This window comes from Hydrogenophaga sp., assembly GCF_011390835.1.
GTDB lineage: Bacteria > Pseudomonadota > Gammaproteobacteria > Burkholderiales > Burkholderiaceae_C > Hydrogenophaga.
In genome coordinates this window covers 76216-101300 of record NZ_JAABRQ010000015.1, presented here as the reverse complement: position 1 = coordinate 101300, position 25085 = coordinate 76216, and the positions used below count along the sequence as shown (strand labels likewise).

At 63.1% G+C, this 25085-nt stretch carries 24 protein-coding genes and 1 pseudogene; 12 read left to right on the top strand and 13 right to left on the bottom strand.

The annotated features are described in order from the left end of the window. The 4 genes and pseudogenes from GPT34_RS10810 to GPT34_RS10795 all read right to left on the bottom strand — a co-directional run. Positions 1-230, bottom strand: a pseudogene (locus tag GPT34_RS10810) (LacI family transcriptional regulator); the annotation flags it as partial. After that, the gene (locus tag GPT34_RS10805; RefSeq protein WP_291012077.1) at positions 227-598 is read right to left on the bottom strand and encodes a site-specific recombinase resolvase; all 372 of its coding nucleotides are present in this window, start codon (positions 596-598) and stop codon (positions 227-229) included. The gene GPT34_RS10805 and the pseudogene GPT34_RS10810, both read right to left, overlap by 4 nt. Beyond that, positions 598-1986, bottom strand: coding sequence for a recombinase family protein (locus tag GPT34_RS10800; protein WP_291012074.1), 1389 nt, complete (start codon positions 1984-1986; stop codon positions 598-600). Before GPT34_RS10800 ends, GPT34_RS10805 begins: the two co-directional genes overlap by 1 nt. Continuing rightward, positions 1983-2435, bottom strand: a complete 453-nt coding sequence (locus GPT34_RS10795; RefSeq protein WP_013246687.1) for a DUF2924 domain-containing protein — start codon at positions 2433-2435, stop codon at positions 1983-1985. The genes GPT34_RS10800 and GPT34_RS10795 overlap by 4 nt, the downstream gene beginning before the upstream one ends. A gap of 355 nt (positions 2436-2790) precedes the next feature. Here GPT34_RS10795 and GPT34_RS10790 point away from each other — a divergent pair, with 355 nt between their 5' ends. From GPT34_RS10790 to GPT34_RS10770, 5 genes are all read left to right on the top strand, one after another. After that, complete coding sequence (locus GPT34_RS10790) at positions 2791-3801, top strand: Fic family protein (RefSeq protein ID WP_291012072.1); 1011 nt, start codon at positions 2791-2793, stop codon at positions 3799-3801. Between the two features lie 12 nt (positions 3802-3813). Continuing rightward, complete coding sequence (locus GPT34_RS10785) at positions 3814-4128, top strand: hypothetical protein (protein ID WP_291012070.1); 315 nt, start codon at positions 3814-3816, stop codon at positions 4126-4128. Positions 4129-4764: 636 nt separating this feature from the next. Next, positions 4765-5958, top strand: coding sequence for a PDDEXK nuclease domain-containing protein (locus GPT34_RS10780; RefSeq protein WP_291012099.1), 1194 nt, complete (start codon positions 4765-4767; stop codon positions 5956-5958). 102 nt (positions 5959-6060) lie between these two features. Continuing rightward, complete coding sequence (locus GPT34_RS10775) at positions 6061-6600, top strand: hypothetical protein (protein WP_291012068.1); 540 nt, start codon at positions 6061-6063, stop codon at positions 6598-6600. Then, positions 6593-9028, top strand: a complete 2436-nt coding sequence (locus GPT34_RS10770; RefSeq protein WP_291012066.1) for a DEAD/DEAH box helicase family protein — start codon at positions 6593-6595, stop codon at positions 9026-9028. The genes GPT34_RS10775 and GPT34_RS10770 overlap by 8 nt, the downstream gene beginning before the upstream one ends. Positions 9029-9304: 276 nt before the next feature. Here GPT34_RS10770 and GPT34_RS10765 read toward each other — a convergent pair whose 3' ends face one another. Next, a complete protein-coding gene (locus tag GPT34_RS10765; RefSeq protein ID WP_291012064.1) occupies positions 9305-9946 on the bottom strand; it encodes a DUF2062 domain-containing protein in 642 nt (213 codons plus the stop codon). An 89-nt stretch (positions 9947-10035) separates the two neighbouring features. Here GPT34_RS10765 and GPT34_RS10760 point away from each other — a divergent pair, with 89 nt between their 5' ends. Further along, positions 10036-10785 carry a 16S rRNA pseudouridine(516) synthase gene (locus tag GPT34_RS10760; protein WP_291012097.1) on the top strand — a complete coding sequence of 250 codons (750 nt, stop codon included), beginning with the start codon at positions 10036-10038 and terminating at the stop codon, positions 10783-10785. 18 nt (positions 10786-10803) lie between these two features. Here GPT34_RS10760 and GPT34_RS10755 read toward each other — a convergent pair whose 3' ends face one another. Beyond that, the gene (locus GPT34_RS10755) at positions 10804-11535 is read right to left on the bottom strand and encodes a DUF2726 domain-containing protein (RefSeq protein ID WP_291012062.1); all 732 of its coding nucleotides are present in this window, start codon (positions 11533-11535) and stop codon (positions 10804-10806) included. A gap of 388 nt (positions 11536-11923) precedes the next feature. Between GPT34_RS10755 and GPT34_RS10750 the strand changes: the two genes are divergently transcribed. From GPT34_RS10750 to ntrC, 6 genes are all read left to right on the top strand, one after another. After that, positions 11924-12835: an EI24 domain-containing protein gene (locus GPT34_RS10750; protein ID WP_291012060.1), complete on the top strand. Its 912-nt coding sequence runs from the start codon at positions 11924-11926 to the stop codon at positions 12833-12835. Then, a complete protein-coding gene (locus GPT34_RS10745) occupies positions 12832-13680 on the top strand; it encodes a molybdopterin-binding protein (protein WP_291012058.1) in 849 nt (282 codons plus the stop codon). Before GPT34_RS10750 ends, GPT34_RS10745 begins: the two co-directional genes overlap by 4 nt. A gap of 236 nt (positions 13681-13916) precedes the next feature. Beyond that, on the top strand, positions 13917-15332 hold the full coding sequence (gene glnA, locus GPT34_RS10740) for a type I glutamate--ammonia ligase (RefSeq protein ID WP_291012055.1): 1416 nt from the start codon (positions 13917-13919) through the stop codon (positions 15330-15332). Positions 15333-15551: 219 nt separating this feature from the next. Continuing rightward, a complete protein-coding gene (locus tag GPT34_RS10735) occupies positions 15552-16112 on the top strand; it encodes a hypothetical protein (RefSeq protein WP_291012052.1) in 561 nt (186 codons plus the stop codon). Between the two features lie 32 nt (positions 16113-16144). Then, the gene (gene glnL / locus GPT34_RS10730) at positions 16145-17302 is read left to right on the top strand and encodes a nitrogen regulation protein NR(II) (protein WP_291012094.1); all 1158 of its coding nucleotides are present in this window, start codon (positions 16145-16147) and stop codon (positions 17300-17302) included. A 57-nt stretch (positions 17303-17359) separates the two neighbouring features. Beyond that, positions 17360-18877, top strand: a complete 1518-nt coding sequence (gene ntrC / locus GPT34_RS10725) for a nitrogen regulation protein NR(I) (RefSeq protein ID WP_291012049.1) — start codon at positions 17360-17362, stop codon at positions 18875-18877. 55 nt (positions 18878-18932) lie between these two features. On the opposite strand, the gene GPT34_RS10720 is transcribed toward ntrC, so the two are convergent. From GPT34_RS10720 to GPT34_RS10690, 7 genes are all read right to left on the bottom strand, one after another. Further along, positions 18933-19700, bottom strand: coding sequence for an exodeoxyribonuclease III (locus GPT34_RS10720; protein ID WP_291012047.1), 768 nt, complete (start codon positions 19698-19700; stop codon positions 18933-18935). 1 nt (position 19701) lies between these two features. Next, positions 19702-20220, bottom strand: coding sequence for a dihydrofolate reductase (locus GPT34_RS10715; protein WP_291012045.1), 519 nt, complete (start codon positions 20218-20220; stop codon positions 19702-19704). Next, positions 20213-21124, bottom strand: coding sequence for a DMT family transporter (locus GPT34_RS10710; protein ID WP_291012043.1), 912 nt, complete (start codon positions 21122-21124; stop codon positions 20213-20215). Before GPT34_RS10710 ends, GPT34_RS10715 begins: the two co-directional genes overlap by 8 nt. 96 nt (positions 21125-21220) lie before the next feature. Next, positions 21221-22063 carry a thymidylate synthase gene (locus tag GPT34_RS10705; RefSeq protein WP_291012041.1) on the bottom strand — a complete coding sequence of 281 codons (843 nt, stop codon included), beginning with the start codon at positions 22061-22063 and terminating at the stop codon, positions 21221-21223. Between the two features lie 127 nt (positions 22064-22190). Beyond that, a complete protein-coding gene (locus GPT34_RS10700) occupies positions 22191-23141 on the bottom strand; it encodes a transglycosylase SLT domain-containing protein (protein ID WP_291012039.1) in 951 nt (316 codons plus the stop codon). Further along, positions 23120-24565, bottom strand: coding sequence for an FAD-binding oxidoreductase (locus GPT34_RS10695; protein WP_291012037.1), 1446 nt, complete (start codon positions 24563-24565; stop codon positions 23120-23122). The genes GPT34_RS10700 and GPT34_RS10695 overlap by 22 nt, the downstream gene beginning before the upstream one ends. Next, positions 24562-25020: a DUF2069 domain-containing protein gene (locus GPT34_RS10690; protein ID WP_291012035.1), complete on the bottom strand. Its 459-nt coding sequence runs from the start codon at positions 25018-25020 to the stop codon at positions 24562-24564. Before GPT34_RS10690 ends, GPT34_RS10695 begins: the two co-directional genes overlap by 4 nt. Positions 25021-25085 lie beyond the last annotated feature (65 nt).

The following is a 25085-nucleotide window of genomic DNA, read 5'->3' as shown; positions in this document are numbered from 1 at the left end:
AGCGCCCGCATCAAGGGGGTGTCCTGCGCCATCTCGCGCACCTGCCGCTCACGGCGGGCCTCGTCCAGGAACTCCTGCGGCGCGTCCAGCGGCGTGATGACCTGCTTCTTCAGGCCCCGGCGCACCAGCGTCCAGGGCAGAAAGGTCTCCATCTGCACGCCGCCAGCGGGCAGCGGCGTCTGATACGTCACCGGGTCGCCCTTGGCGTGGCCGCGATGCTTCCTGCTCATACGTCCTCCTCGAAGGTGGCCATGAGCTTGCGCTGGGCGTGCCAGTCGACCATTAGGCGGTTTCGCTGAAACCACATCAGCGTCAGCCGCCGTGGCTGCTTGCCCGCCATGAACTGCTCGATGATGTCGGGGGCCAGCAGGGTCAGACGCAGCAGTTCGTTTACCACCGAGTGGTGCAGCTTCTCGGCGCGGGCGATGGCGGAACCGCTCTGCATCGCGCCGGTGTCCAGTAGGTGCTGCCAGTAGAAGGCGCGTGCCACACCGTCGAGCAGGGTCACGTCGTGGACGCTGCGCTCGTCGGTGGCCACGCGCTGGACGCCCCGGCGTCGGAACGTCAGGGGCACAAAGGTTTCCATCGACTCGTCCATCAGGCTTCAACCTCCAGCAGTTCGGCACCGATGCTGTCCGGGGCAAACTCCGCGATCAGCGCGTTCCAACCCACCTCACGCCACCTCACCTTGATCCCCTGCACCTCGCCTGCGTGGACGAGGTCGATGCGTTCGATCATCAGATTGGCGATGCGGTGGCGTTCGACCGGGAACAGTTGATCCCACACGTTGTTGAGCCGTCCCATAGCCATCACGGTGGTGGCCTCGTCGATCTGGGCCCCGTTGCGTTGGATGTGCCGCACCACTGACGCCACGGTCTCCGGGCTGGTCAGCACCGTTCGGATCTGGGCCACCACAGCCCCCTCGATCTCCGGCGCGGGCAGGCGCTCATACCCCTTGCCCGGCGCGCCGAACCGCGCTTCCGACTTGGACACGTAGTAGTGGTACTTGCGCCCGTTCTTGCGCGAGTAGGTCGGGTACATCCGCTCGCCTGAGGGTGCGTACAGCAGGCCGCGCAGCAAGGCGTCGGTGCGCGACCTGATCTTGGTTTCCACCGACCGGGTGTGACCGTCCTTGGCCAGCACCTCGTGAACCCGGCCCCACAGCCCTGGATCGATGATGGCTTGATGCACGCCCGGGTACCAACTGCCCTTGTGCGACAACTCCCCGAGATAGATGCGGTTGCGCAGCAGCTTGTGCAGGTACTTCTTGTCGATGCGCGTGCCCGCCCGTGTCTGACCGTCCTGTGTCGTCCACGCCTTGGTCGTGATGCCATCCATCGTCAGGTTGGCGGCAATCTGGGTGGGCGAGCCGATGGTCAACATCTCCTCAAAGATGCGCCGCACCACCGCCGCCTCGGTGTCGTTGATGACCAGCAGACGGTTCTCGACGTCGAAGCCGAGCGGCGGCACGCCCCCCATCCACATTCCTTTGCGCTTGCTGGCGGCGATCTTGTCGCGGATGCGCTCGCCGGTGACCTCGCGCTCGAACTGGGCGAAGGACAGCAGCACGTTGAGCATCAGCCGTCCCATCGAGGTGGTGGTGTTGAACTGCTGCGTGACCGACACGAACGACACGCCCTGGCGCTCGAACACCTCGACCATCTTGGAGAAGTCGGCAAGGCTGCGCGTCAGGCGGTCAATCTTGTAGACCACCACGATGTCGATCTGGCAGCGCTCGATGTCGGCCATCAGGCGTTTCAGCCCGGGACGATCCGTGTTGCCGCCGGAGAAGCCGGGGTCGTCGTAGTCGTCGGCCACCGGAATCCATCCTTCTGCGCGTTGGCTGGCGACGTAGGCGTGGCCAGCCTCCTTCTGCGCGTCGATGGAGTTGAACTCCTGGTCAAGGCGCTCGTCCGACGACACCCGGCAGTAGACGGCGCAGCGTTTGCGCGCCTTGGGAGAGGCGATTTGGGTGGCGTCGCTCATTGCGCACCTGCCTTGCCGGTCAGGCCGAAGAACAATGGCCCCGACCAGTGCGTGCCGGTGATCTGCCGGGCCACGGCTGTCAGGCTCTTGAAGGTGCTGCCCTCGTACTCGAACAGACCTTCGGCGGTGACCGCCACCTTGTGCTCGCGGTCGCCCCATTCGCGCAGCAGCACGGTGCCGGGCGCGAAGTTGGTGTCGCGCGGGCGAGCCCGTAGCTTGATCTTGGAATGCTTGGCACCGATGGCCTCCAAGCGCTGGCGCGTGTTGTGCGCCAGACCGCCGAAGGCTTCCTCCTGCATCTTGTAGGCGATGCGCGACTCAATGAATACGCGGTTCGGGTTGATGGGGCGGCTGCTGAAGTACCGATCCCACACTGGCCACAACTCGGCGATGGGCAGGCTCGACAGCTCCGCGATCCGCGCGGCGACGGATGCTTGTTTCTCGTTCATCACAACTTCTCCTGTTGATAGGGGGTTGTATGAACGCGCTGGTCGGGCAGGAAGCCAAGGCTGTTGATTTCCACGTAAATCTGACCCCGGGGTGAGGATTGCGCGGAAATCAACAGGCTGGAAAGACTGGCCACAGCAGGCGCAAATTTTGGTGCTCATCAAATTTCTCCATACGAAAATTCGTATGGGAACTGCTGGGCACCACAAGCCGCAGGGCGTGAACCAATGAAACATCCATTTACACCCATTCTTCCGTCGGGACTCCGCAGGGTTCACATCTTGAGAAATGGGTGTTATTGGGTGTATTATTGGTTCTATGCTTCGCTCTGACACCCTTCAGATCACCCCCGAGATCTTGAGCCTGATCGCTCGGATTGATGAGTTCAAAGGCGCTTGGCGTGCCTTGGGCACCCTTGCGCCTGATCGTCTGTCTGCCTTGCGCAGGGTGGCCACCATCGAGAGCATCGGGTCGTCAACCCGTATCGAGGGCAGCAAGCTGTCTGACAGGGAAGTGGAGAAGCTGCTTTCCAACCTGGCCATCCAGTCTTTCGAGACCCGTGATGAGCAGGAGGTGGCTGGCTACGCCGAACTGATGGACTTGGTGTTCAGCTCCTGGCGTGACATTCCGTTCAACGAGAACCACGTCAAGCAACTGCACCAGATCCTGCTGCGCCACAGTGAGAAGGACTCGCGGCACCGCGGACAGTACAAGACCAACTCAAACAGCGTGGCCGCTTTCGATGAAAACGGTGTGCAGATCGGGATCGTGTTCGAGACGGCAAGCCCGTTCGACACGCCGCGTCTGATGGCTGAATTGGTTGCCTGGGTGAATGGGGAGCGCGACAAGGCGCAGTTGCACCCGCTTTTGATCATTGCCATCTTCGTCGTGGTGTTCTTGGAGATCCACCCGTTCCAGGATGGCAATGGCCGCCTCAGTCGTGTCTTGACCACTTTGTTGCTCATTCAGGCAGGCTACGCTTACGTGCCGTACAGCTCACTGGAGAGCGTGATCGAGCTGAATAAAGAGGCGTACTACCTTGCCTTGCGGCAGACGCAGGGGTCCATCCGGACCGATGCTCCCAACTGGCAACCGTGGCTGGTGTTCTTCCTGCGGTCACTGGCCGAGCAGGTACGGCGGCTTGAAAAGAAGGTGGAGCGCGAGAAGATCGTACTGGCTGCCTTGCCCGAGCTGTCACTGCAGATCGTCGAATTTGCCCGCGAGCACGGGCGCGTCACGATTGGCGATGCGATCAAATTGGCGGGTGTCAGCCGAAACACGCTGAAGCAACATTTCCGCAACCTGGTCGAGCACGGTCATTTGAATCAGCAGGGCAGCGGGCGTGGTGTTTGGTACGAACTCAAGTGATGGGATTGATGGATGTTTAATTTGATCGTTTCGGGCGGAGGCTGGGAGCCCCATCGTGACTCGTTCGGCAGTGGCCGCGTACTGGAGTACACCGACGCCGCCATTGCTCAGCGCTTCATGCCGAATAAAGTTCTGGATATCAATGCGGTGGCAAAACTGCCTACGTTGTTTATGTCCGAAACTCAGGGCGCAGGAAACCAGGTTGCGTATGTCGGAACCATCACGCAGCTCAAACTTTCGGGCACAGATTTTCAAATCGAATATGCGGTTGATCCCGCCATCCGTCCGATTCCGAATTCGTCACTGCTGCGACTGGGCGTGGCCTGAAATCGAATAAATCAGGGCTGACTCATTGATGAAGACATCCACGATCCGAACGGTGTTGTCTTCTGCAATGAAGTCATCCAGGCACTCCGGTAGCAACGTGACCTGCTGTCTGTCCTGACCTTCGATGTATCTCGACATATTGACCCCCGTGTTCAATATGTCTGCGAACTCTACCGAGTTCGATTTCGAGCGGGGAGAGGGTTTTCACACAGCCTCGCTGCGAACCGGCCGTTGATGCTGGGGCCTCATGCAATTGCAGAGGGTCGAGTTCGGCCCCTATGGATGTGATCTCTAGGTCGAGTTGTCAAGCTGCTTGACAGACAGATTGAATCACCGGGGACGTGTTTTTGGATCGTTCCCAAGCATGTATTTGCTGAGTTTGAACTGTTTCTTTTTTTTGCGGAACAAGGGGTCGGACGGTCCGACCCTGTTGTGTAGGAGTGAAGAGTGGTAGGGCAGGATAGGCTGCGCGCCAGCAAATGGATGCCACGTGGGCGGCGCTGCTCGTCTTGCGCCGGTTTCTCGCGTCCGCTGGCAACAGTCAGCACATTTAACCACCGCTCCCTCGGCTTTCCCCAAGCACACCGGAAACACAGGGGAGGTAGCATGTCAAGGCATCAACAGCCTGAGAGATCGATGACCAAGACAGATGTTTCCGGCGTGTTCGGCGAGGCTTCGGGTTACACGGGCATCCACGGCGACATCGTTGCTTTGCTGGAAGGCGCCCGGCATGCCGCCGCGCGCAGCGTCAATTCGGTGATGACGGCCAGCTACTGGGAAGTCGGCCGACGCATCGTCGAGTTCGAACAGGGCGGACAGGACCGCGCCGTTTACGGACATGCCCTACTGAAGCGGCTCTCGGTCGATTTGACGAGTCGTTTTAGCCGAGGGTTTTCCGAACGCAATCTCGAACAGATGCGCCTTTTCTATCTGACCTGGCCACCCGAGGCAATTTCGCAGACACCGTCTGCGAAATTGGAGGCCTCCCGGGTTGAGCAGGCGCCTGGTGAGTCGGCCTCCGCACCGATTTCCAAATCTCTGAATCAAAAATCAGGGGCGCTACACGCGTTGACCCAGGTCTTCCCGTTGCCCTGGTCGGCTTATGTGCGCCTGCTGTCCGTCAGGGCGCTGTCGGCCCGCAGCTTTTACGAAACCGAGGCACTGCGCTGCGGCTGGAGCGTGCGCCAGCTTGACCGCCAGATCAACAGGCAGTTCTATGGGCGAATCGCCCTGTCGCGCAACAAGGCAGCCATGCTGCAAAAAGCCGAAGTTGCAGAACCGCAAGACGCCATCACGCCTGAGCAAGCGTTGAAAGACCCTTTCGTACTGGAGTTTCTCAACCTCAAGGATGAATACTCCGAATCGGATCTGGAAGACGCGCTGATCCGGCACCTGGCCGACTTTCTGCTGGAACTGGGTGACGACTTCGCTTTTGTGGGGCGCCAGCGCCGCTTGCGACTGGACGACAGCTGGTTCCGCGTTGATCTGCTGTTCTTCCACCGCAGGCTCAAGTGTCTGCTGGTCATCGACCTCAAGATCGGCAAGTTCAGCCATGCCGATGCCGGCCAGATGCACATGTACCTGAACTACGCCCGCGAGCACTGGATGAAACCCGGCGAGAACCCGCCCGTGGGATTGGTGCTGTGCACCAGCAAGGGCAGCAACGAAGCCCACTATGCGCTTGAAGGATTGCCCAACAAGGTGATGGCCGTAGAGTACCAGACTGTATTGCCCGACGAGAAGCTGCTGGAGGCGGAGCTGGACAAGACGAGGAGGGAGCTGGAGTTGCGGCGTGTGGGGCGGTCAGATGAGGCAGGGGACGATGTATGACCGGTCACATCGTTGTCGAATGGCCAGAAGCGATCCGACCACCACTGAGCTGCCAGCGTGCAGCATCACGCTGGCCAGGCACCCACACGCATCACCATCGCAATGAAAAAATCGAGCCCATCCTGGATTGACGTCAAAGCCAAACTCGCTGACCACGACCGTGCAGGCATGCTCGGCCTGGTGCAAGAACTCTACGCCGCCAGCAAGGACAACCAGGCCTTTCTGCACGCCCGATTTCACCTGGGTGATGACGTGCTCAAGCCCTACAAGGCCACCATGGCCCGCTGGCTGTGGCCCGACATGTTCAAGAACCAGGACACCTCGGTTGCCAAGGCCAAGAAGGCCATCGCGGACTACAAAAAAGCGGTGGGCCGGGCCGATGAGCTGGCCGAGCTGATGGTGTTCTATTGCGAGCAGGCCTCGGGTTTCAGCTGCGAAGTTGGCCTGCAGGACGAAGTCTACTTTGATGCGCTGGTGCGGATGTTCGAGCAGGCGCTGAAAACCACGGACACCTTGCCGGCGGCGCAACGCCCGGCGCTCTGGGCACGCATGAACGCGGTTCGTCAGCAGTGCCACAACATCGGCTATGGCGTGGGTGACGACATGGATGCGCTGTTCGCTGCGCACGAGAGCGATGCCTGAACACCAAGCGTTCGCGGCGCTGCGGGCCGAGAACGCGCGACTGGTGGCGCTGTTGGAGTCGCATGGTATCGAGTGGCGCACGCCACCATTGCCAGATGCTCGACCTGTTTCGGTTGAGCCCGCTCCGGAAGAAGTGCCTGAACCACAGCGCTGGGGTCTGAGTACCGCCGACAAGGTGGCGCTGTTTCGGCGGCTCTTCCGAGGCCGCACCGATGTGTATCCGGTGCGCTGGGAGAGCCGGACTTCGGGCAAATCAGGCTATGCACCGGCCTGCGCCAACGAGTGGCGGGCGGGGGTGTGCGAGAAACCGCGCATCAAGTGCGGCGACTGCAGCCAGCGTCTGTTGATTCCCTTGTCGGACGCGGTGATCTATGACCACCTGGCCGGCAAACAGACCGTGGGCGTCTACCCACTGCTGGAGGACGACACCTGCCACTTTCTCGCGGTGGATTTTGACGAGGCCGAATGGCAGCAGGACGCCCTGGCATTCATGCAGTCTTGTAGCGAACTGGGTGTGCCGGCAGCGTTGGAAATCTCGCGCTCGGGGCAGGGTGCCCACGCCTGGGTGTTTTTCGCGGGGCGCGTGTTCGCGCGCGATGCGCGGCGCCTTGGCACCGCCATCATCAGCCACACCTGCGCGCGCACCCGGCAGCTCAAGCTGGCGTCCTACGACCGCTTGTTTCCCAACCAGGACACCATGCCCAAAGGCGGCTTTGGCAACCTGATCGCCTTGCCCCTGCAGAAGCACCCGCGAGAGAACGGCTGCAGCGTGTTTGTGGACGCCGCACTGCGACCGCACCACGACCAGTGGGCGTTTCTCGCGTCCGTTCAACCCATGGCACCGCGCGATATCGAGCCGACCGTTCTGCGCGCTACCGGCGGCATCCATCCCCTGGATGTGAACTTCATCGACGATGAGGACTTGGCGACGCCTTGGAAGCGTGAGGCCACCAAGACCAATCGGTTGGCGGGCACGTTGCCCCAGGCACTGACGGTGACGCTGGCCAACTTGATCTATTTCGAGAAAGGCGCGCTACCCCAGGCGCTGGCCAATCGGCTGATCCGCTTGGCGGCTTTCCAGAACCCCGAGTTCTACAAAGCCCAGGCCATGCGCATGTCGGTGTGGGACAAGCCGCGTGTCATCGGCAACGCCGAGAACTACCCGCAACACATCGCCTTGCCGCGCGGCTGTCTGGACGCCGCACGCGCTTTGTTGAAGGACAACGGCATTCGCTGCGACTCGCGGGACGAGAGGTTTGGTGGCGATCCTATCCAGGCCAGCTTCGTCGGCACTCTGCGGCCTGACCAGGAACAAGCTGTGTCGGCCATGCTGCAACACGATGACGGGGTGCTGTGCGCACCCACCGCGTTTGGCAAGACGGTGACGGCGGCTGCCATCATCGCCCGGCGCGGCGTGAACACTCTGGTGCTGGTGCACCGCACCGAACTCCTAAAGCAATGGCAGGAGCGCTTGCAGACCTTTCTCGGCCTGGACACCAAGGCTGCCAAGGGCGTGGTTGGCACCATCGGAGGCGGCAGGGCCAAACCCACCGGGCAGATCGACATCGCCGTGATGCAGTCGCTGTCGCGCCAAGGCGAGGTGAATGCGTTGGTCGAAAACTACGGGCAGGTGATCGTGGACGAGTGCCACCACGTGGGCGCCGCGTCGTTTGACGCCATCCTCAAGAAGACCAAGGCGAAATATGTGTTGGGCTTGACCGCGACACCCATTCGCCGCGATGGCCTGCAGCCGGTCATCTTCATGCAGTGCGGTCCGATCCGCCACACCGCGGCCAGACCGGCGAGCGCGCCGCACGATCTGGAGGTAGTGCCGCGATCCCGGTTTGCCCGTATCGACTTGCCTGCGGCGGCGGGCATCCAAGACGTGTTCCGTCACCTTGCCAACGACCTGGTTCGCACCGACGCTATCGCTACAGAGGTCGCAGCGGCGTATGAACAAGGCCGAAAGGTGCTGGTGCTGACCGAGCGTACCGAACACCTTGACGCCATCCTTGTGGCCTTGGAAACCAAGGTGCCAAAGCCTTTCGTTTTGCACGGGCGCATGTCCAAGAAGCAGCGGGCAGCGTTGATCACCGAGCTGGACGCACTGGCGCCCGAGGCGCCACGCATCTTGCTGGCCACCGGGAAACTGGTCGGCGAGGGCTTCGATCACCCGCCACTGGATACGTTGGTGCTGGCCATGCCGATTTCCTGGAAGGGCACGCTGCAGCAATACGCGGGCCGCCTGCATCGCGAGCATGCGAGCAAGACCGATGTCCGGATCATCGACTTCGTCGATACAGGGCACCCTGCGTTGCTGCGCATGTGGGACAAACGCCAGCGCGGCTACCGGGTCATGGGGTATCGATTGGGTGTGGATTCGAGCAGCGATGACGGTGTGTTGCCGTTCGATGGGGCGCCCGGGTAGCGTACAGATCGACCTTCTTTGGCGCCGGGAACTTTGCGGCCGTGGCGGTGCGACAACACGGATCGACCGCATGAAGCGTGTTCTAATTCTTTCCATGCTTTTTTCTTGGCATGAACGAGACGCGGCAGGGGGCACGGAACCGGGGAACAAACCGGGGAACAAATTTGTTCCGGTTTGACGCGGATTCAATTGTTTCTGCTGGCTCTGGGGCATCTTTCAATAGACCCCAGCCCATCTCATTGAAGAGCCGCCAGACCCACCAGCCTGGCGGCGTTTTCATGGCTCGGGCGTCTGGTCTGGGCCGCGGACCGTGGAGGGCGTTGCCGTTTTGGCGGCGCCCTGATGTCGGCCGGGACCGCGTTTGCGCAGGCGCTGTCGGCGGGCCCATCGGGTTTTCAGGGTCCACAAGCCGCTGGCCAGAAAGTACACGAGCAATCCACTGAACGTAGCCACGATCGCCAGGCCCACGACCAGTGGTTTGCCGATCTTGCCGAACTGCTTTAGCCACGCGCGCACGCGATCGGCCAGACTCAGGTCGGTATTCTGCGTGGCATGGGCCTTGTCGAGCGCTTTGAGCGCATCTTCTTCGGACAGCGAGGGCTCGTTGAGTATAAATTTGCCCAGCTGGTAGGCGCCGTAATAGACCGGCCCGAACGTGACTGGGTTAGTTACCAGCGTGCTGGCAACCGCCATAGGCAAATTGGCCCGTAGCAAGACAGCTGTGGCGGCAGCAAATGGAATTTGGGCCACCGGGATCAGCAGGCCGAAGAAGATGCCCAGCGCCAGCCCCATGGCGATGCCCTTGCGGCTGAAATGCCAGAGCCGCGGGTGCTTGAGGATCGGACCCATCCAGCGCAGCCAGCGATTGGTGCGCACGGTTTCGGGGTCAGGCAACCACTGTTTGAACTTCTGTTTCATCCGACGGAGTGAGTGGGACGGCGTGCAACCTTTGATTGTCGCCGATGGATCACCGGCCTCTGCGGTGCGGCGACAATGCACCTCACATGATGCAGCTTCAGGACATTCTTTTTTCGCAAGGTTTTGGCACCCGACGGGTCTGTTGTGGCTTGGTGCAGCAGGGCCTGGTGCAGGTGCAGGTTGGCGAGCAACTGGTGGCGATGGATGACCCCGCCCACGCCTTCGATCCCATCGGCCTGACCTTCACGGTGCAAGGCGAGACCTGGGTCTATCAGGCGCAGGCTTATTTGATGCTGAACAAACCAGCGGGCTTTGAATGCTCTCAAAAACCGAGCACCTATCCGAGTATCTACACTCTGTTGCCCGGCCCGCTGCGCATGCGGGGCGGCGGCGCGGCGGCGGGTGTGCAGGCGGTGGGGCGGCTGGATCAGGACACCACGGGCCTGCTGTTACTGTCGGACGACGGCAAGTTCATCCACCGCATGACCTCGCCGCGTCACCATGTGCCCAAGGTGTACCTGGCGCAGGTGAAGCACCCGCTGGATGCGACGCAGCTAGACCGGTTGCTGGCGGGCGTGGTGCTGGACGACGATCCGAAACCGGTGCGTGCGGCGGCTTGCCGAGCCGTGGATGAACACACTCTGGAACTCACGCTGACCGAGGGCAAGTACCACCAGGTCAAGCGGATGGTGGCTGCGGTGAGCAACCGGGTGGAGACTTTGCACCGGTTGAGCATTGGTGCATTGGCGCTGCCTGAGAGCTTGTTGCCGGGGCACTGGCGGTGGTTGAGCGAGGCAGAGGTGAGCGATTTGACCGGAAAGGTTGTCAAGCCGGTCTGACCTGCAAGCCCCGAACGGTCAGAGCAGGTCGCCGCGGCGGCTATCCAGCGGGACAAGGAAGGAATTGTCCTGCCATTCGCTACTGCCGTCGTTGGTGCGCAGGCTACCGCTGTTGCTGTTGGGCCAATTGGACATGGGGCCGAAGTCGCTCTGCCGGCTGCTGCGTTGGCGATTGAGCGCGGTGCGCAAGTTGGTCTGGGCAGCGATGATAGCGCGCTCCTCGAACTCGCGCTCCCGCATACCCTGCGCGGTGAGCGACTCACCCAGGAATTCGGCCCGGATCTCGGCAATCGTTGGCAGTGCTTCGGAGCGGATGATCCAGTAGGGCAGGCCACACTGGGTCAGCAGCGAATGCTTTAGCGCTCGGGTGCTGCGGGGCAGCCCGGCCGTGCCCGGTACGTCCAAGCAGCCGATCACGCGTCCGTCGGCCTTGCAAATGGTGAAGGTGCAGTACACGCTGCCCAGCAGCCGGTACCAGTGCATACCCTGTTCCTTGTCGCGCGGCAAGGTAAATCGGGTCACCGGCAGCTTGATCATCACGTGATGGTCGTAAAAGGCTCGAGACAACCAGTTCCAAACCCGGGCTTCTTCGCTGTTGGCCAGCGGGCGGGTACCCAGGGGCCAGTGTTTGGGAATGCGTCGCTGCTTGCGTGTGCGGCGGTCTACCCATTGCTGATGCGCCATAGCCCCCAGCACCAGCAGCACTGGAACAAGGGCCGCGAGCAGCCAAGGGTTGAAGGAATAGGTCACGAGCAGAGATGCAACAAATGTGTATCAAAGTGTACGGACTAATGGTCGCACGGGACGGGATGCGCGGCCTTTGTAAAAGCACTTGATGTGAAGTTCTTGGGGTTTGCCCCGGGTTTGAAGGGGCCAGAGCACCCATGCTGAGGGGATCGAAGCCTCGTAGTGCTGCAGTTTCGGGGGTGAGTGCGCATGGACTAGGTGTGCAAGTAGGCAAACTTGTCATTGTGCACAGCCTGATGCCGGTTGAACATCCTATGAACGGGTGAGGCGTGGGCGGCTTGCCAGGCTGGCTGGGCGGCTTCGGGCTGCGCGGGCGCGATGGAAGCTTTCCGCGCCCTAGGGTTCTCGGCTCTATCCAAGTCTCCATGGAAACCCGGTATTCTTGGTCGCCATGAGCTTGTTGTTCGATTCGTTCTGGCGCGCGGTGGCCTATTGCGTGCATCCGCGGGTGATCGCCCTGTCCTTTTTGCCGCTGATCATGATGGTGGCGCTGTCGTTTGGCCTGGGGTACTTCTTCTGGGAGGGCTCGGTCGCATCGGTCACGGCATGGCTGGAAAGCTATTCGCTGGTGCAGACCCTCCTGGCCTGGCTCGACAGCATTGGCCTGGGCGCTTTGCGATCGGTGTTTGGCCCTTTGTTGGTGCTGGTCCTGGCTACGCCAATGATCGTTTTGCTGTGTCTGCTGTTGGTGGCCATGTTCATGACGCCGGCCATGGTGGAGATGGTAGGCCAGCGCCGCTTCGCCGGGCTGGAGCGTAAACATGGGGGCTCGCTGCTGGTGAGCGTCTTTTGGTCGCTGGGCTCCACCCTGCTGGCCTTGGTGGCGCTCGTGGTGTCGATGCCGTTGTGGCTGGTGCCGCCCCTGGTGCTGATTCTGCCGCCGCTGATCTGGGGCTGGCTGACCTACCGGGTGTTTGCATTTGACGCGCTGGCGGTGCACGCGAGTGCTCAAGAGCGCAAGCAGATCCTGCGTGAACGGCGAGGTCAGCTGTTGCTCATGGGCGTTCTCAGTGGCTACCTAGGCGCAGCGCCCAGCCTGCTCTGGGCGTCCGGTGCCATGTTCATCGCCATGGCGCCGCTGCTGGTGCCAGTGGCCATCTGGGTGTACACGCTGGTGTTCGCATTCGCGTCGCTCTGGTTTGCTCACTATGCGCTCAGCTGCCTGCAAACCCTGCGCGCCTCGCCGCTGACCGCGCAGGTCGATGTGGTGACGGATCTCGAACCGCTACCAGCCCCTTCCCAAGGCGATCACCCCGAGAGCTTGCCGAACGCGCCTTCGACTGACTTAAACACCCAACCATGACCAACGCCACCGCCTCGCTTCTTACACGCAGCGCGCCTCCCGCATTTGGTCTGATCATCATCGGGGATGAAATTCTTTCGGGTAAGCGGGCCGACAAGCACCTGCCCAAAGTCGCCGAGCTGTTGTCTGCGCGCGGCCTGTCGCTGGCCTGGGCGCATTGCATAGGCGACGACCGGGCCCGCATCACCGCCGCCCTGCGCGAGGCTTTTGCCAGCGGCGAGGTGGTGTTCTCTTGCGGCGGTATCGGTGCCACACCGGACGACCACACTCGCCAATGCGCCGCCGCTGCGCTGGGGCGCGATCTGGTGTTGCACCCGGAAGCCAAGGCGCTGATCGAGCAGCGCATGCGCGATGTCGCCATCGAGCAAGGCCAGATCTTCGACCCGCAGCGCCCCGACAACGTGCACCGCTACAACATGGGAACTTTTCCAGCCGGCGCGCGGCTCATCCACAACCCGTACAACAAGATCCCGGGCTTCACCTGCGAGGGTGAGGGTGGTGGGGTGGTGCATTTCCTGCCCGGCTTTCCGGTCATGGCTTGGCCCATGATCGAGTCGGTGCTGGATACCGACTACCAGGCTTGGCATCGGCTGGGGGCCTGGGTAGAGCGCTCGGTGGTGGTGATGGGCGCCATGGAAGCTGCGCTAACACCGCTCATGGAGGGCATCGAACAGGCGCACGCGGTCAAGGTGTTCAGCCTGCCCAGCGTGGACCATCCCCAGTTCGGACGCCACATCGAGCTCGGCGTCAAGGGCGAGCCAGTGGCTGTGGGCGTGGCGTTTGTCCAGCTGCTCAAAGGGCTGCGCGATCAGGGTGCGCGCTTGGGCCCCGAAATGGTGCGTTGATGGAATGCCTTGGTTTGGTGCATTTGTTGCCGGCGCCCGTTTGTGGGGCATCGCGCCCAGCTGGCCTCGTTTTGAATGCACCGAGGCGGGAAGGTCCAACCTCGTGAACGATAATGCCCCCAAGCGGCGCCTGCGAGGCCCGTGGCCGACCGCGTCAGGTCAGCCAAATGGCACAGAAACTGCTTAGTCCTACCGTTCGTCCTTTTTTTCCACCGACCCAGCTACAGGAGTATTTGATGGCCAAGACCGTCGCAGACGTGATGCAAATGGTGAAAGACAACGAAGTCAAGTTTGTTGACTTCCGTTTCACCGACACCCGAGGCAAAGAGCAGCACGTGACCGTGCCAATCTCGCACTTTGACGAGGACAAGTTCACTTCGGGCCACGCGTTCGACGGTTCTTCGGTGGCGGGCTGGAAAGGCATTGAAGCCTCGGACATGCAGCTCATGCCCGACGCTAATACGGCCAACATCGACCCGTTCTACGAAGAAACCACGCTGTTCCTGCAGTGTGACGTGATCGAGCCGGGTGACGGCAAGGCCTATGACCGCGATCCTCGCTCTATTGCCAAGCGCGCGGAAGCTTTCCTCAAGGCCTCCGGTCTGGGCGACACCGCCTTCTTCGGGCCTGAGCCGGAGTTCTTCATCTTCGACGGCGTGCGCTGGAGCAACGAACCTGGCCGTGTGATGTACGAAATCGAAGAGTACGAAGCCCCGTGGAACAGCGGCGCCAAGCTCGAAGGCGGCAACCGCGGCCACCGCCCCACCGTCAAGGGCGGCTATTTTCCTGTGCCCCCGGTCGACAGCATGCAGGACATGCGCGCCGAAATGTCGCTGATCCTCGAATCGCTGGGCATCCCTGTCGAGGTGTTCCACCACGAGGTGGCGGGCGCCGGCCAGAACGAAATCGGCACCAAGTTCAGCACGCTGGTCGAGCGCGCCGACTGGACCCAGGTCCTGAAATACGTGGTGCAAAACGTGGCCAACGCCTACGGCAAGACCGCCACCTTCATGCCCAAGCCCTACGCCGGCGACAACGGCTCGGGCATGCACGTGCACCAGTCGATCTGGAAAGACGGTAAGAATCTGTTCGCCGGTGACGGCTACGCCGGTCTGTCGGACTTCGCGCTGTACTACGTCGGCGGAATCATCAAGCACGCCCGTGCCCTGAACGCCATCACCAACCCCGGCACCAACTCCTACAAGCGCCTGGTTCCTGGCTTCGAAGCCCCAGTGAAGCTGGCCTACTCGGCGCGCAACCGCTCGGCATCGATCCGCATCCCGTACGTGGCGAACCCCAAGGGACGCCGCATCGAGGCGCGCTTCCCCGATCCATCGGCCAACCCTTACCTGTGTTTCTCGGCGCTGATGATGGCTGGCCTGGACGGCGTTGAAAACAAGATCCACCCGGGCGAGGCCGCCACCAAGGACCTGTACCACCTGCCACCGGAAGAGGACAAGCTGATCCCCACCGTCTGCCACAGCCTGGACCAAGCGCTGGAGTATCTCGACAAGGACCGTGCGTTCCTGACCAAGGGTGGCGTGTTCACCGACTCCATGCTGGACGCCTACATCGAGCTCAAGATGGCTGAAGTGACCCGCTTCCGCATGGCGCCGCACCCTGTCGAGTTCGACATGTACTTTAGCCTGTGATGCGCCGCCGGCCTGCGGGCCGGCTTTCGTGATCCCGCCTTGGGGTGTGGGTCAAATGCCAAAAGGGACAGCTCAGGCTGTCCCTTTTGTCGTGATGTGCGGCATATTCAGCAAGCGGTGCGGCCGATTGCGGCACTTTCGGTGGACGGATCAGTCATACTGAAATTCGAGGTGCTCTCTGGAGCGCTATGGTGTCCCTGGATTGTGGAGTGTGTGTTGATGCAAAAAAACCGTTGGATCGGACTCTCGATGGCGCTGGCTGGCGTGGCGGGCCTCTGTGCGTTGCCGGTCCAGGCACAGGAGCGGGTGTACCGCTGCGAAGGCAAGCCGGTGGAGTACATCAACAACCCCGAGGTGGCCAAGACGCGCGGCTGCAAGCTCATGGAGGGTGGCAACATCACCATCGTGCAAGGCACGACCCCGCAGGCCAGCGCCGCTACGCGCACCAGCACCGCACCCCGCAGCACGCCGACAGCTGCTCGCAACAGCAACGACCGCATCGACGTCACCGCCCAACGCCAACGCGACAGCGATGCCCGCACCATCCTGGAAGCCGAGCTGCGCAAGGCCGAGGAGCGCCTGGCCCAGGCGCGCAAGGAATACGCCAACGGTGAGCCCGAGAAGCAGGGTATTGAGTCGCGTAACTACCAGCGCTACCTTGATCGCGTGGCCGAACTGAAGGCGGTCGTGGGTCGCGCGGAGAGCGATGTTGAAGGCATCCGCCGCGAGCTCGGCCGTTTGCCGGGCGCGACCTCTGCCACCGCACCTGCCGCACAATAGGTGGCTTGAAAAAGTCCACCATCCCAAGCCAGGTGCCCGCGTCGGCACCTCCCCTCGCTGCCCGCTCACGCGCACCCCGCAAGGCGCCGGCCAATACCCGCTACCAGGCGCTTGACCTGCTCGCCACTCTGGTGGCGGTGGTGTCTGGTGAAGGCCGGGTGCTCTATGCCAATGCCGCGCTTGAAGACGCACTGGGCATCTCCCGCCGCAGCATCACCGGCAGCGCCCTGCAGGACTGTTTCACCGAACCTGCGTTGCTGCAGAACGCGCTCAACGGCGCGCGCGACAATGCCTTTGCCGCGCTGCGCTATGACGCCTGGCTCAAACGGACCAACCACGAGCCACTGCCGGTGCACGTGGTCGTGGCGCAGACTGAGGGAGTGGGCGAGGTGGTGGTGGAGCTGTTGCCGCTGGAGCAGCAGACCCGTCAGGAGCGCGAAGAGCGCCTGATGGACCAGGCCCAGGCCAATAAGGAGCTGATTCGCAATCTGGCGCACGAGATCAAGAACCCGCTCGGAGGCATCCGGGGCGCTGCCCAGCTGTTGCAGATGGAGTTTTCCAGCCGACCGTCGGGGCAGGCCAATGTGCCTAGCCCGCCAGGGGCAAGCGCCAAGGAGCTGATCGAATACACGCAGGTCATCATCCACGAGGCAGACCGGCTTCAGTCGCTGGTGGATCGCCTGCTGGCGCCGCATCGTCGCCCGCACGTGGTGGGTGACGTCAACATCCACGAGGTGTGCGAGCGGGTGCGTTCACTCATCGTGGCCGAGTTTCCCAAGGGCTTGCGGGTTGTGCGCGACTACGACACCTCTATCCCCGAGTTTCGCGGCGATCGTGAACAGCTGATCCAGGCCGTGCTCAACATCGCACACAACGCCGCACAGGCTCTGGTCGAGCGCATCCAGGCGGGTGATGCTCGCATCACGCTGCGCACCCGGGTCAATCGCCAGGTCACATTTGGCAAGCAGCGCTACCGCCTGGCATTGGAATTGCATGTGATCGACAACGGGCCTGGCGTACCAGACTCGATCAAGGACCGCATTTTCTTCCCGCTGGTGTCGGGGCGCGATGGCGGCTCCGGCCTGGGGCTGACGCTGGCGCAAACCTTCGTGCAGCAACACCATGGCCTGATCGAGTGCGAGAGCCAGCCGGGGCACACGGATTTCAAACTGCTGATTCCGCTGCCATGAGCCTCTGCATCTGCACCGATTGCCACTAGCGCCGCCTGACCAAGGGAAGAACCACACATGAAGCCGATCTGGATAGTTGATGACGACCAATCGATCCGCTTTGTTCTTGAAAAAGCCTTGTTGCGCGAAAACCTGCCCACGCGCAGCTTCACCAATCCGCAAGAGGTGCTCAAGGCACTGATTGACACGCCGGAGAGCGAAGGCCCCCAGATTCTGGTGAGCGACATCCGCATGCCCGGCGGCTCCGGGCTGGACCTGCTGGAAAAGGTGAAGGAGCGCTTGCCGGGCCTGCCCGTCATCATCATGACGGCCTTCTCCGACCTGGACAGCGCGGTCTCCGCGTTTCAGGGCGGTGCCTTCGAATACCTGCCCAAGCCGTTCGACCTGCCCAAGGCGGTGGAGCTGATCCACCGGGCGGTGGAGGAGAGCCAGCGCGAAGAAGTGGCCGAAGAGCGCATGGGCGATGCACCGGAAATGCTGGGGCAAGCGCCTGCCATGCAGGATGTGTTCCGCGCCATTGGAAGGCTCAGCCAGAGTCAGGTTACGGTGTTGATCACCGGCGAGTCCGGGTCCGGCAAGGAGCTGGTGGCGCGTGCTCTTCACAAGCATTCACCCCGCGCCAGCGGCCCGTTCGTGGCGATCAACACAGCAGCGATTCCGAAAGACCTGCTGGAATCCGAGCTGTTTGGTCACGAGCGCGGCGCCTTCACTGGCGCGCAGACCATGCGCCGTGGCCGCTTCGAACAGGCCGACGGTGGCACCCTGTTTCTGGATGAAATCGGGGACATGCCGTTTGACCTGCAGACGCGCTTGCTGCGTGTGCTGTCCGATGGAAATTTCTACCGCGTGGGTGGTCACAGCGCGGTGCGCGCGAACGTGCGCGTGATCGCTGCGACCCACCAGAATCTGGAGCAGCGTGTCAAGGAGGGTGGGTTCCGAGAAGACTTGTTCCATCGGCTGAACGTGATCCGGCTGCGGCTGCCAGCGCTGCGCGAGCGGCGTGAAGACGTGCCCATGCTCACGCGCCTCTTCATGCAGCAGAGCGCCAAGCAACTGGGCGTGGAGCCCAAGCGCATATCCGAGGGCGCGCTCAAGCTGCTGGGCTTGTTTGATTTTCCGGGCAACGTGCGGCAGCTGGAGAACGTGTGCCACTGGCTCACCGTGATGGCGCCTGCCCAGGTGGTCGAAGTCAAGGACCTGCCGCCCGAGGTGCTGGCGTCGATGGGTGCGCAGGCGGCAGAGGCTCACGCCGCAGTCATGCTCGAGCCGGCGCCTGTCACAGCCGTCTTGCAGACCGCCATGCCAGACCCGGCGCCTGTCGCGCCGGTAGTGAGCGAGGCGCTGGTGGCCAACGCGGCGGCATCCAGCTGGGAGAGCGATCTTCGCGCGGAGGCATTGCAGCTGCTGGAAGCGGGCCGCACCGATGTATGGGAGACGCTGAGCCGCCGCTTCGAGACCGCGCTTATCCAGGCCGCCCTGGGCAACACGCGGGGCCGGCGCATTGAAGCCGCTCAGAAGCTCGGTATCGGGCGCAACACCATCACGCGAAAGATCCAGGAGCTGAACCTCGAGTGAGAGGGGGGCCAGGCTCCGCCGCTTGGCGGGTCGCTGCCCCCTTTATCTGATCGGCTCAGTCCGCCAGCGTGAGCACCACTGGCGCGTGGTCGCTGGGCTGGGGGTTTTTACGGGGTTCGCGGTCGATGCTGCATGCCGTGGCGCGCGCTTTCAGCGTATCGCTGACCAGGATGTGGTCGATGCGCATGCCGCGGTTTTTCTGGAAACCCAGTTGCCGGTAGTCCCACCAACTGTAGCTTTTGGGCGGCTGCTCGAACAGGCGATGAGCGTCGTGCAGGCCGAGTCCAATCAAGGCCTGCAAGTGCGCGCGCTCCTCGGTCGTGCAGTGGATGCTCTCGCGCAGGCCGATCGGGTCCCAGACATCGGCATCGTCGAAGGTTATGTTGTAGTCGCCCATGAGCACAAGCTGGGGGTGCGCTGCCATCTCCTGTTGGACCCAGGCGCGCAGTGCATCGAGCCAGCGCATCTTGTAGGCAAACTTCTCGCTGCCAGGCGCCTGGCCATTGGGGAAGTAGGCACCGATCACCCGTACGCCGTTGAACGTCGCGCACAACACGCGCGACTGCTCGTCGGCGAAGCCCGGGATGTTCTTGATCACGTCTTGCGCCGGTGTCTTGCTCAGCAGCGCCACCCCGTTGTAGGTCTTCTGACCAAACCACTGCGACTGGTACCCTGCCTCACCCAGCGCCAGCGCTGGAAACTTGTCGTCGGTGAGCTTGAGCTCTTGCAGAGCGAGCACATCGACCGGGTTGGCAGCTAGCCAGTCCAGCACCTGCGGTAGGCGCACATTCAGGGAGTTGACGTTCCAGGTGGCGACTTTCATGTCAGGTGGATCTCAGGTAGGTCACAAATGCGAAGGGCAGGCCGGTGGACGAGACGTGGTCTTCACGCTGCGCCTCCCGCCATTCCGCACCGAGCGCAGGGGCGAAGGCGTCACCTTCAAAGTCTTGTGCGATTTCGGTGACCACTACGCTGCTGGCCAGAGGCAGGGCCTGGGCGTAGATCTGGGCGCCGCCAATTACCCAGGCATCGGTGCCCGGTGGGCACATCGCTTGCGCTTGTGTCAGCGAGTGGGCGGCTTCTGCACCCTCGGCAGACCAGCTGGGATCGCGCGTGATCACGATGTTGGCACGACCGGGCAGCGGGCGAAATCGCGGTGGCAGCGAGTCCCAGGTCTTGCGGCCCATAATGACCGGGCAGCCGATCGTGGTGCGTTTGAAATGCGCCAGATCTTCAGGAAGGTGCCAGGGCAGGGTTCCTTCACGGCCGATCACGCTGTTGGCGGCGCGGGCATAGATCAGGTGCAGACGGCCGGGTGTGGTCTGCGGTAGAGAATCAGGCATGGGGCGATTGTGCCGCGGCGATCACGGGCGGTCGGCGCACAGGCCACAACACGCTGGCGATAGCCATCATGACAAAGCCCATGGCCAGCCAGTCTTGCCAGTGGGGGACTTCACCCACGATCAGTGTGGCGCTGAGCGTGCCTACCAGCGGAATCGCCATGATGCTCATGGCGCTGGTGGCCGGCGGCAGCTCGCGCGCCATGCCGAACCAGATCAGCTGGGCAAAGCCGTAGTTGATGATCACGCTGTAGGCCAGGCTGACCCACATAGGCAGGGAGAAACGCGACGGCTGCGGCGGGGGCTCCAGCGCAAACGCCAGCGCCCAGACGGCCACGCTGCCCAGCAGCAGCATCCATACGGTGACCACCAGCGGCGAAAGCGTGAGTTGGGCTCGGCGAAACATGAGTGTGCCCAGTGCCCAGCTGGCCGCTGCAGACAGCATCCAGAGAATGCCAGTGGGCCGACCGCTGAGGCGGGCGAGCTCGTGCCACAGCAACAGGCCAATGGCCAGACCGGCGCACAGCACCGCCACGCGCACGCGCGGCGTGACTCGCTCACCAAAAAACAGGGCGCCGAGTAACACGGTGAAGATCGGCATGGTAAAGCCGAGGATGGCAGCTCGGCCCGAGGCCAGCTCCTGAACACCGAGGATCGACAGCGTGTGCCAGCCCAGCACGTTGGGCAGGCCCAGCAGCGCAATCGCACCCCATTCCCGCCCTGCTGGCCACATGCGCTCACCCTTGCGCGCGACGTAGAAAAACAGCCAACCGGCGCCCAACAGCATGGTGCTGGCGCGGAAGAAGAGCGGACTCATCTCCTGCAAGGACAGCTTCATCATCGGCCAGTTCACGCCCCACATGAGCGTGAGGGCGAGCAGTGCCCAAGCCTGCTTGCGAGAGATCATGTGGGGATGCGACCGCAGCGAAGGGCCGCCCCAAGCAAGGGCAGCCCCCTCGGGGTGCAGCGACCCGCGCAGCGGTGGAGCGTGGGGGTCATGGGCCTAAACCGCCACGGGCGCCCTGATCGCCGGGTGGCATTCGTAGCCCTGCACCTCAAAATCTTCGTACTGGTAGTCGAAGATCGAATCGGGCCGACGCTTGATGTGCAGCGTGGGGTAGGCCAAGGGCTGGCGGCTGAGCTGCAGCTCGACCTGCTCGTGGTGGTTGCTGTAGATGTGGCAGTCGCCGCCGGTCCAGATGAAGTCGCCCACATCCAGATCACATTGCTGGGCCACCATGTGCGTTAGCAAGGCGTAGCTGGCAATGTTGAACGGTACGCCAAGAAAAATGTCGGCGCTGCGCTGGTAGAGCTGGCAACTGAGCTTGCCGCGACCGCCAGGCTCGGTGGCGGGTGCCACGTAAAACTGGAAAAACGCGTGGCAGGGCATGAGCGCCATTTTCGAGAGCTCGGCCACGTTCCAAGCGCTGACCATGATGCGGCGCGAATCGGGGTTACTCTTGAGCGTCTGCATCACATCGGCGATCTGGTCGATGTGACCGCCGTCGGGCGTGGGCCAGCTGCGCCATTGCACGCCGTACACCGGCCCCAGATCGCCGTCTTCGCGCGCCCATTCGTCCCAGATGGTGCAGCCACGCTCCTGCAGCCACTTCACATTGCGGTCGCCGCGCAGAAACCACAGCAGCTCCACGATGATGGCTTTGAGAAACACCTTTTTGGTGGTGACCAGCGGGAAGCCTTCGCTCAGGTCAAAACGCATCTGGTGACCAAACACGCTGGTGGTGCCGGTGCCGGTGCGATCGGTCTTTTGCACGCCGGTCGTGTAGACATGGCGCATGAAGTCTTCGTATTGCGAGCGGACAGGGCGGGTGGCGGGAGCGGTCATGAGGCGGGGGTGTTCAGCGGGCAATCCCCGATTGTGCACGGGCACGGCGGGGGGGCATGCGGCACAGCGGCTGAAGCGGCAGATCATTGCGGACCCTGACCAAGCCCGAGCCCATCATCGTCCTGGCTCAGGTCCGGGGTTTGGCCTCGGCCTTGAGCATCGGCGAAGGATCGGAGATGCGTTGGTCGAAGGGGTGCGTGGGCTGGGCAAACACCTCGCGGATTCGCTTGACGTAGCCGCGTGTCTCTGCATAAGGCGGGATGCCGCCAAAGCGGTCCACCGCGCCTTCTCCGGCGTTGTAGGCGGCAACGGTGAGGTCCACGTCGCCCTGGAAATACGCCAGCAGCCAGCGCAGGTAGGCCATGCCGCCCCGGATGTTCTGTTCCGGATCGAACGGCTTGGTGACCCGGAAGCGTGCCGCTGTTTCGGGAATCAGCTGCATCAGGCCTTGCGCGTTCTTGGTCGAGACGGCTTGCGGATCGAAGTTGGACTCGGCCCGGATCAGGGCCACAGCCAGTCCCGGGTGGATGCCGTACTCGGGCGCAAGCCGTTGCACGATGGCGAGGATCTTGCGCCGCTGCGCACTGTCGATCAGCGCCCGGTAGCGGTTGTCCAGTGCCTCGCGCTCGGCGGCTGCCTGCGCCGCAATGCGGGCAGCTTCGACAGCGGCACGCGCTCGAGACTCCTCTTCAGCCTGTGCGACCTCGGCCTGGATCACGCAAGGCGGCTTGGTGGCCTCGGGACCAACGAGGGCCAGCATGTTGCGCGAAGGTTCATCGCCTTGATCGGCTGCCAGACGGAACAAGTAGGCGGCGTGGGCGTCGTCACGCTTCACCCCACGGCCGTTGGCGTAGATCCAGCCCAGGTGATAGCGAGCCGCTGCATCACCTGCCATGGCAGCTCTGCAATAGAGGCTGATCGCGGCGTCCACGTTGCGTGCCACACCCGAGCCATGCTCCAGCGCCTGGGCCTGCTCGCGCCACTGTACCGCGGTTGCGTCAGGCGCAGCGGCCCGCGCCGGCAAAACCGCGAGCAGCGGCAGCCAGGTCAGTAGGGTCAGGACGGAGCGCAGAGGCATGGGAGAAGTACACGGCCGGGGTTCATGGTGTTTCGAGGGTCCAGAGCCTGTTTGATGGCTCGCATCAGGTCCAGGGCGACCGGGTCCTTGTGAAGTGGCAGTTTGTCCACCTTGAGGCTCCCGACACCGTGCTCGGCGCTGATGCTTCCATCGTACTTCGACACCGCGTCAAATACCAGCTTATTAACCCTTTCCTCCTCTTTCTGAAGGAAGGCGCTGCCGTCTGCCCCCTCGGGGGCTTGCACGTTGTAGTGCAGGTTGCCATCCCCCAGATGCCCAAAGTTCACCAGTCGCACCCCCGGTATTTCACGCTGCAGCAGGGCGTCGGTCTCGGCACAGAAGGCCGGCATGCGGGAGACCGGGATGCTGATGTCGTGCTTGATGTTCAGGCCTTCCTGGGCCTGCGCCAGGGGAATGCTTTCGCGGATGTGCCAGAGGCCGCGCGCCTGCCCAAGGCTCTCGGCCACCACCGCGTCGCTCACGCAGCCCTGTTCCAGTGCCGCTTCGAGCAGGCGCTCAAACTGCTGGCGCGCATGGGCCTCGGACTCGCTGTCGCTGTTCTCTAGCAGGACACAGTAGGCAGAACTCGCCCACAGGGGAACTCGGAGCTGCGCAAAGTGCTGCTCGACAAGGCTCAGCGCAAACTGCCCCATGACCTCAAATCCGGTGAGTCCGGCACCAAGGTGCTGGTGTGCCAGCCCGAGCAGCTGCACCGCGGCGTCCAGAGACGGCACGGCCGCCCAGGCGGTGAGACGTGCGGCGGGCTGCGGATAGAGCTTGAGAGTGGCCGCGGTGATGACGCCCAGCGTGCCTTCGCTTCCGATGAACAGATCGCGCAGGTCGTAGCCGGTGTTGTCCTTGCGCAGGCCGGAAAGGCCATGCCACACCTCGCCTTGCGCGGTCACCACCTCCAGGCCCAGGCACAGGTCGCGCGCATTGCCGTAACGCAGCACCTGCGTGCCGCCGGCGTTGGTGGCCAGGTTGCCGCCGATGGTGCAACTGCCCTCGGCGGCCAGGCTGAGCGGAAACAGCAGGTTCGATTGCTCGGCCGCCTGTTGCAGCTGTTGCAGCACGCAGCCTGCCTCCACCGTCACGGTGAGGTTGGCCACGTCCAGGGAACGCACCCGGTTCATGCGGCTGAGGCTCAGCACCACCTGCGAGCCACTACCATCGGGCACCGAGCCGACCACCAGGCCGGTGTTGCCGCCCTGCGGCACCAGCGAAACGCCGCCCGCGGCACAGGCCTTGACAACCGCAGCGACTTCCTCCGTGTTGCCTGGACGCACCACGGCCAGCGCGCGGCCATGGGCACGACCGCGCCAGTCGCGCTCCCAGGCGCTCAGATCTGTGGCGGGATCTTCATGGGTGAGCACCTGGCTGGACCCCACGGCGGCGCTCAGCGCTGCCAGCACGCCGGCGCTCATGATTTGACGGGCGGCACCGGGTCCGCCGCGGCACCGATCTCCGCCGCGTGGCGCAGCTTGTCGGCCTCCACCGCGTCTTTGCCCGCTCCGCGCAGGCGCAGGCGCACGTGCATCGAGCAAGCCACGAACAGCGCCACGCACAGCAGCACCTGCACCGCGGCGAGCACCGCGGACAGGCCCGCATCGCTGGTGGCGCGCACCGCACCTTCGGTGAAGTAGATCCAGATCAGCAGGCTGAGCCAGCGGTAGGTGTACATGCGGTTTTTCAGCAGACCGGCCAGGGGCAGGGTGAGCGGCAGCACCTTGATCGCCAGCCAGGAGCCGCCTGGGCGCAGCGGCGCCAGCCAGAGCTCCCAGGCCAGGCCGAGCACGATGAGCGCGAGCAGGCTGCCCACGGCCAGCGTGCGGGTCCAGCCCACGTCAGTAGGGGCGGCAGGAGGAATGGATGGGGCCATGGTGAAAAACAATTGGGGCGGGATGGGGCGACGCAATGTCCAGCAGACGGGCCGGTGCATCACCG

What these genes read in the sequence shown, in the direction of transcription:
- GPT34_RS10805 (WP_291012077.1), bottom strand. Translation starts at nt 598, where the DNA reads ATGGACGAGTCGATGGAAACCTTTGTGCCCCTGACGTTCCGACGCCGG.
- GPT34_RS10800 (WP_291012074.1), bottom strand. Translation starts at nt 1,986, where the DNA reads ATGAGCGACGCCACCCAAATCGCCTCTCCCAAGGCGCGCAAACGCTGC.
- GPT34_RS10795 (WP_013246687.1), bottom strand. Translation starts at nt 2,435, where the DNA reads ATGAACGAGAAACAAGCATCCGTCGCCGCGCGGATCGCGGAGCTGTCG.
- GPT34_RS10785 (WP_291012070.1), top strand. Translation starts at nt 3,814, where the DNA reads ATGTTTAATTTGATCGTTTCGGGCGGAGGCTGGGAGCCCCATCGTGAC.
- GPT34_RS10780 (WP_291012099.1), top strand. Translation starts at nt 4,765, where the DNA reads ATGACCAAGACAGATGTTTCCGGCGTGTTCGGCGAGGCTTCGGGTTAC.
- GPT34_RS10775 (WP_291012068.1), top strand. Translation starts at nt 6,061, where the DNA reads ATGAAAAAATCGAGCCCATCCTGGATTGACGTCAAAGCCAAACTCGCT.
- GPT34_RS10770 (WP_291012066.1), top strand. Translation starts at nt 6,593, where the DNA reads ATGCCTGAACACCAAGCGTTCGCGGCGCTGCGGGCCGAGAACGCGCGA.
- GPT34_RS10765 (WP_291012064.1), bottom strand. Translation starts at nt 9,946, where the DNA reads ATGAAACAGAAGTTCAAACAGTGGTTGCCTGACCCCGAAACCGTGCGC.
- GPT34_RS10760 (WP_291012097.1), top strand. Translation starts at nt 10,036, where the DNA reads ATGCAGCTTCAGGACATTCTTTTTTCGCAAGGTTTTGGCACCCGACGG.
- GPT34_RS10750 (WP_291012060.1), top strand. Translation starts at nt 11,924, where the DNA reads ATGAGCTTGTTGTTCGATTCGTTCTGGCGCGCGGTGGCCTATTGCGTG.
- GPT34_RS10745 (WP_291012058.1), top strand. Translation starts at nt 12,832, where the DNA reads ATGACCAACGCCACCGCCTCGCTTCTTACACGCAGCGCGCCTCCCGCA.
- glnA (WP_291012055.1), top strand. Translation starts at nt 13,917, where the DNA reads ATGGCCAAGACCGTCGCAGACGTGATGCAAATGGTGAAAGACAACGAA.
- GPT34_RS10735 (WP_291012052.1), top strand. Translation starts at nt 15,552, where the DNA reads ATGCAAAAAAACCGTTGGATCGGACTCTCGATGGCGCTGGCTGGCGTG.
- ntrC (WP_291012049.1), top strand. Translation starts at nt 17,360, where the DNA reads ATGAAGCCGATCTGGATAGTTGATGACGACCAATCGATCCGCTTTGTT.
- GPT34_RS10720 (WP_291012047.1), bottom strand. Translation starts at nt 19,700, where the DNA reads ATGAAAGTCGCCACCTGGAACGTCAACTCCCTGAATGTGCGCCTACCG.
- GPT34_RS10715 (WP_291012045.1), bottom strand. Translation starts at nt 20,220, where the DNA reads ATGCCTGATTCTCTACCGCAGACCACACCCGGCCGTCTGCACCTGATC.
- GPT34_RS10710 (WP_291012043.1), bottom strand. Translation starts at nt 21,124, where the DNA reads ATGATCTCTCGCAAGCAGGCTTGGGCACTGCTCGCCCTCACGCTCATG.
- GPT34_RS10705 (WP_291012041.1), bottom strand. Translation starts at nt 22,063, where the DNA reads ATGACCGCTCCCGCCACCCGCCCTGTCCGCTCGCAATACGAAGACTTC.
- GPT34_RS10700 (WP_291012039.1), bottom strand. Translation starts at nt 23,141, where the DNA reads ATGCCTCTGCGCTCCGTCCTGACCCTACTGACCTGGCTGCCGCTGCTC.
- GPT34_RS10695 (WP_291012037.1), bottom strand. Translation starts at nt 24,565, where the DNA reads ATGAGCGCCGGCGTGCTGGCAGCGCTGAGCGCCGCCGTGGGGTCCAGC.
- GPT34_RS10690 (WP_291012035.1), bottom strand. Translation starts at nt 25,020, where the DNA reads ATGGCCCCATCCATTCCTCCTGCCGCCCCTACTGACGTGGGCTGGACC.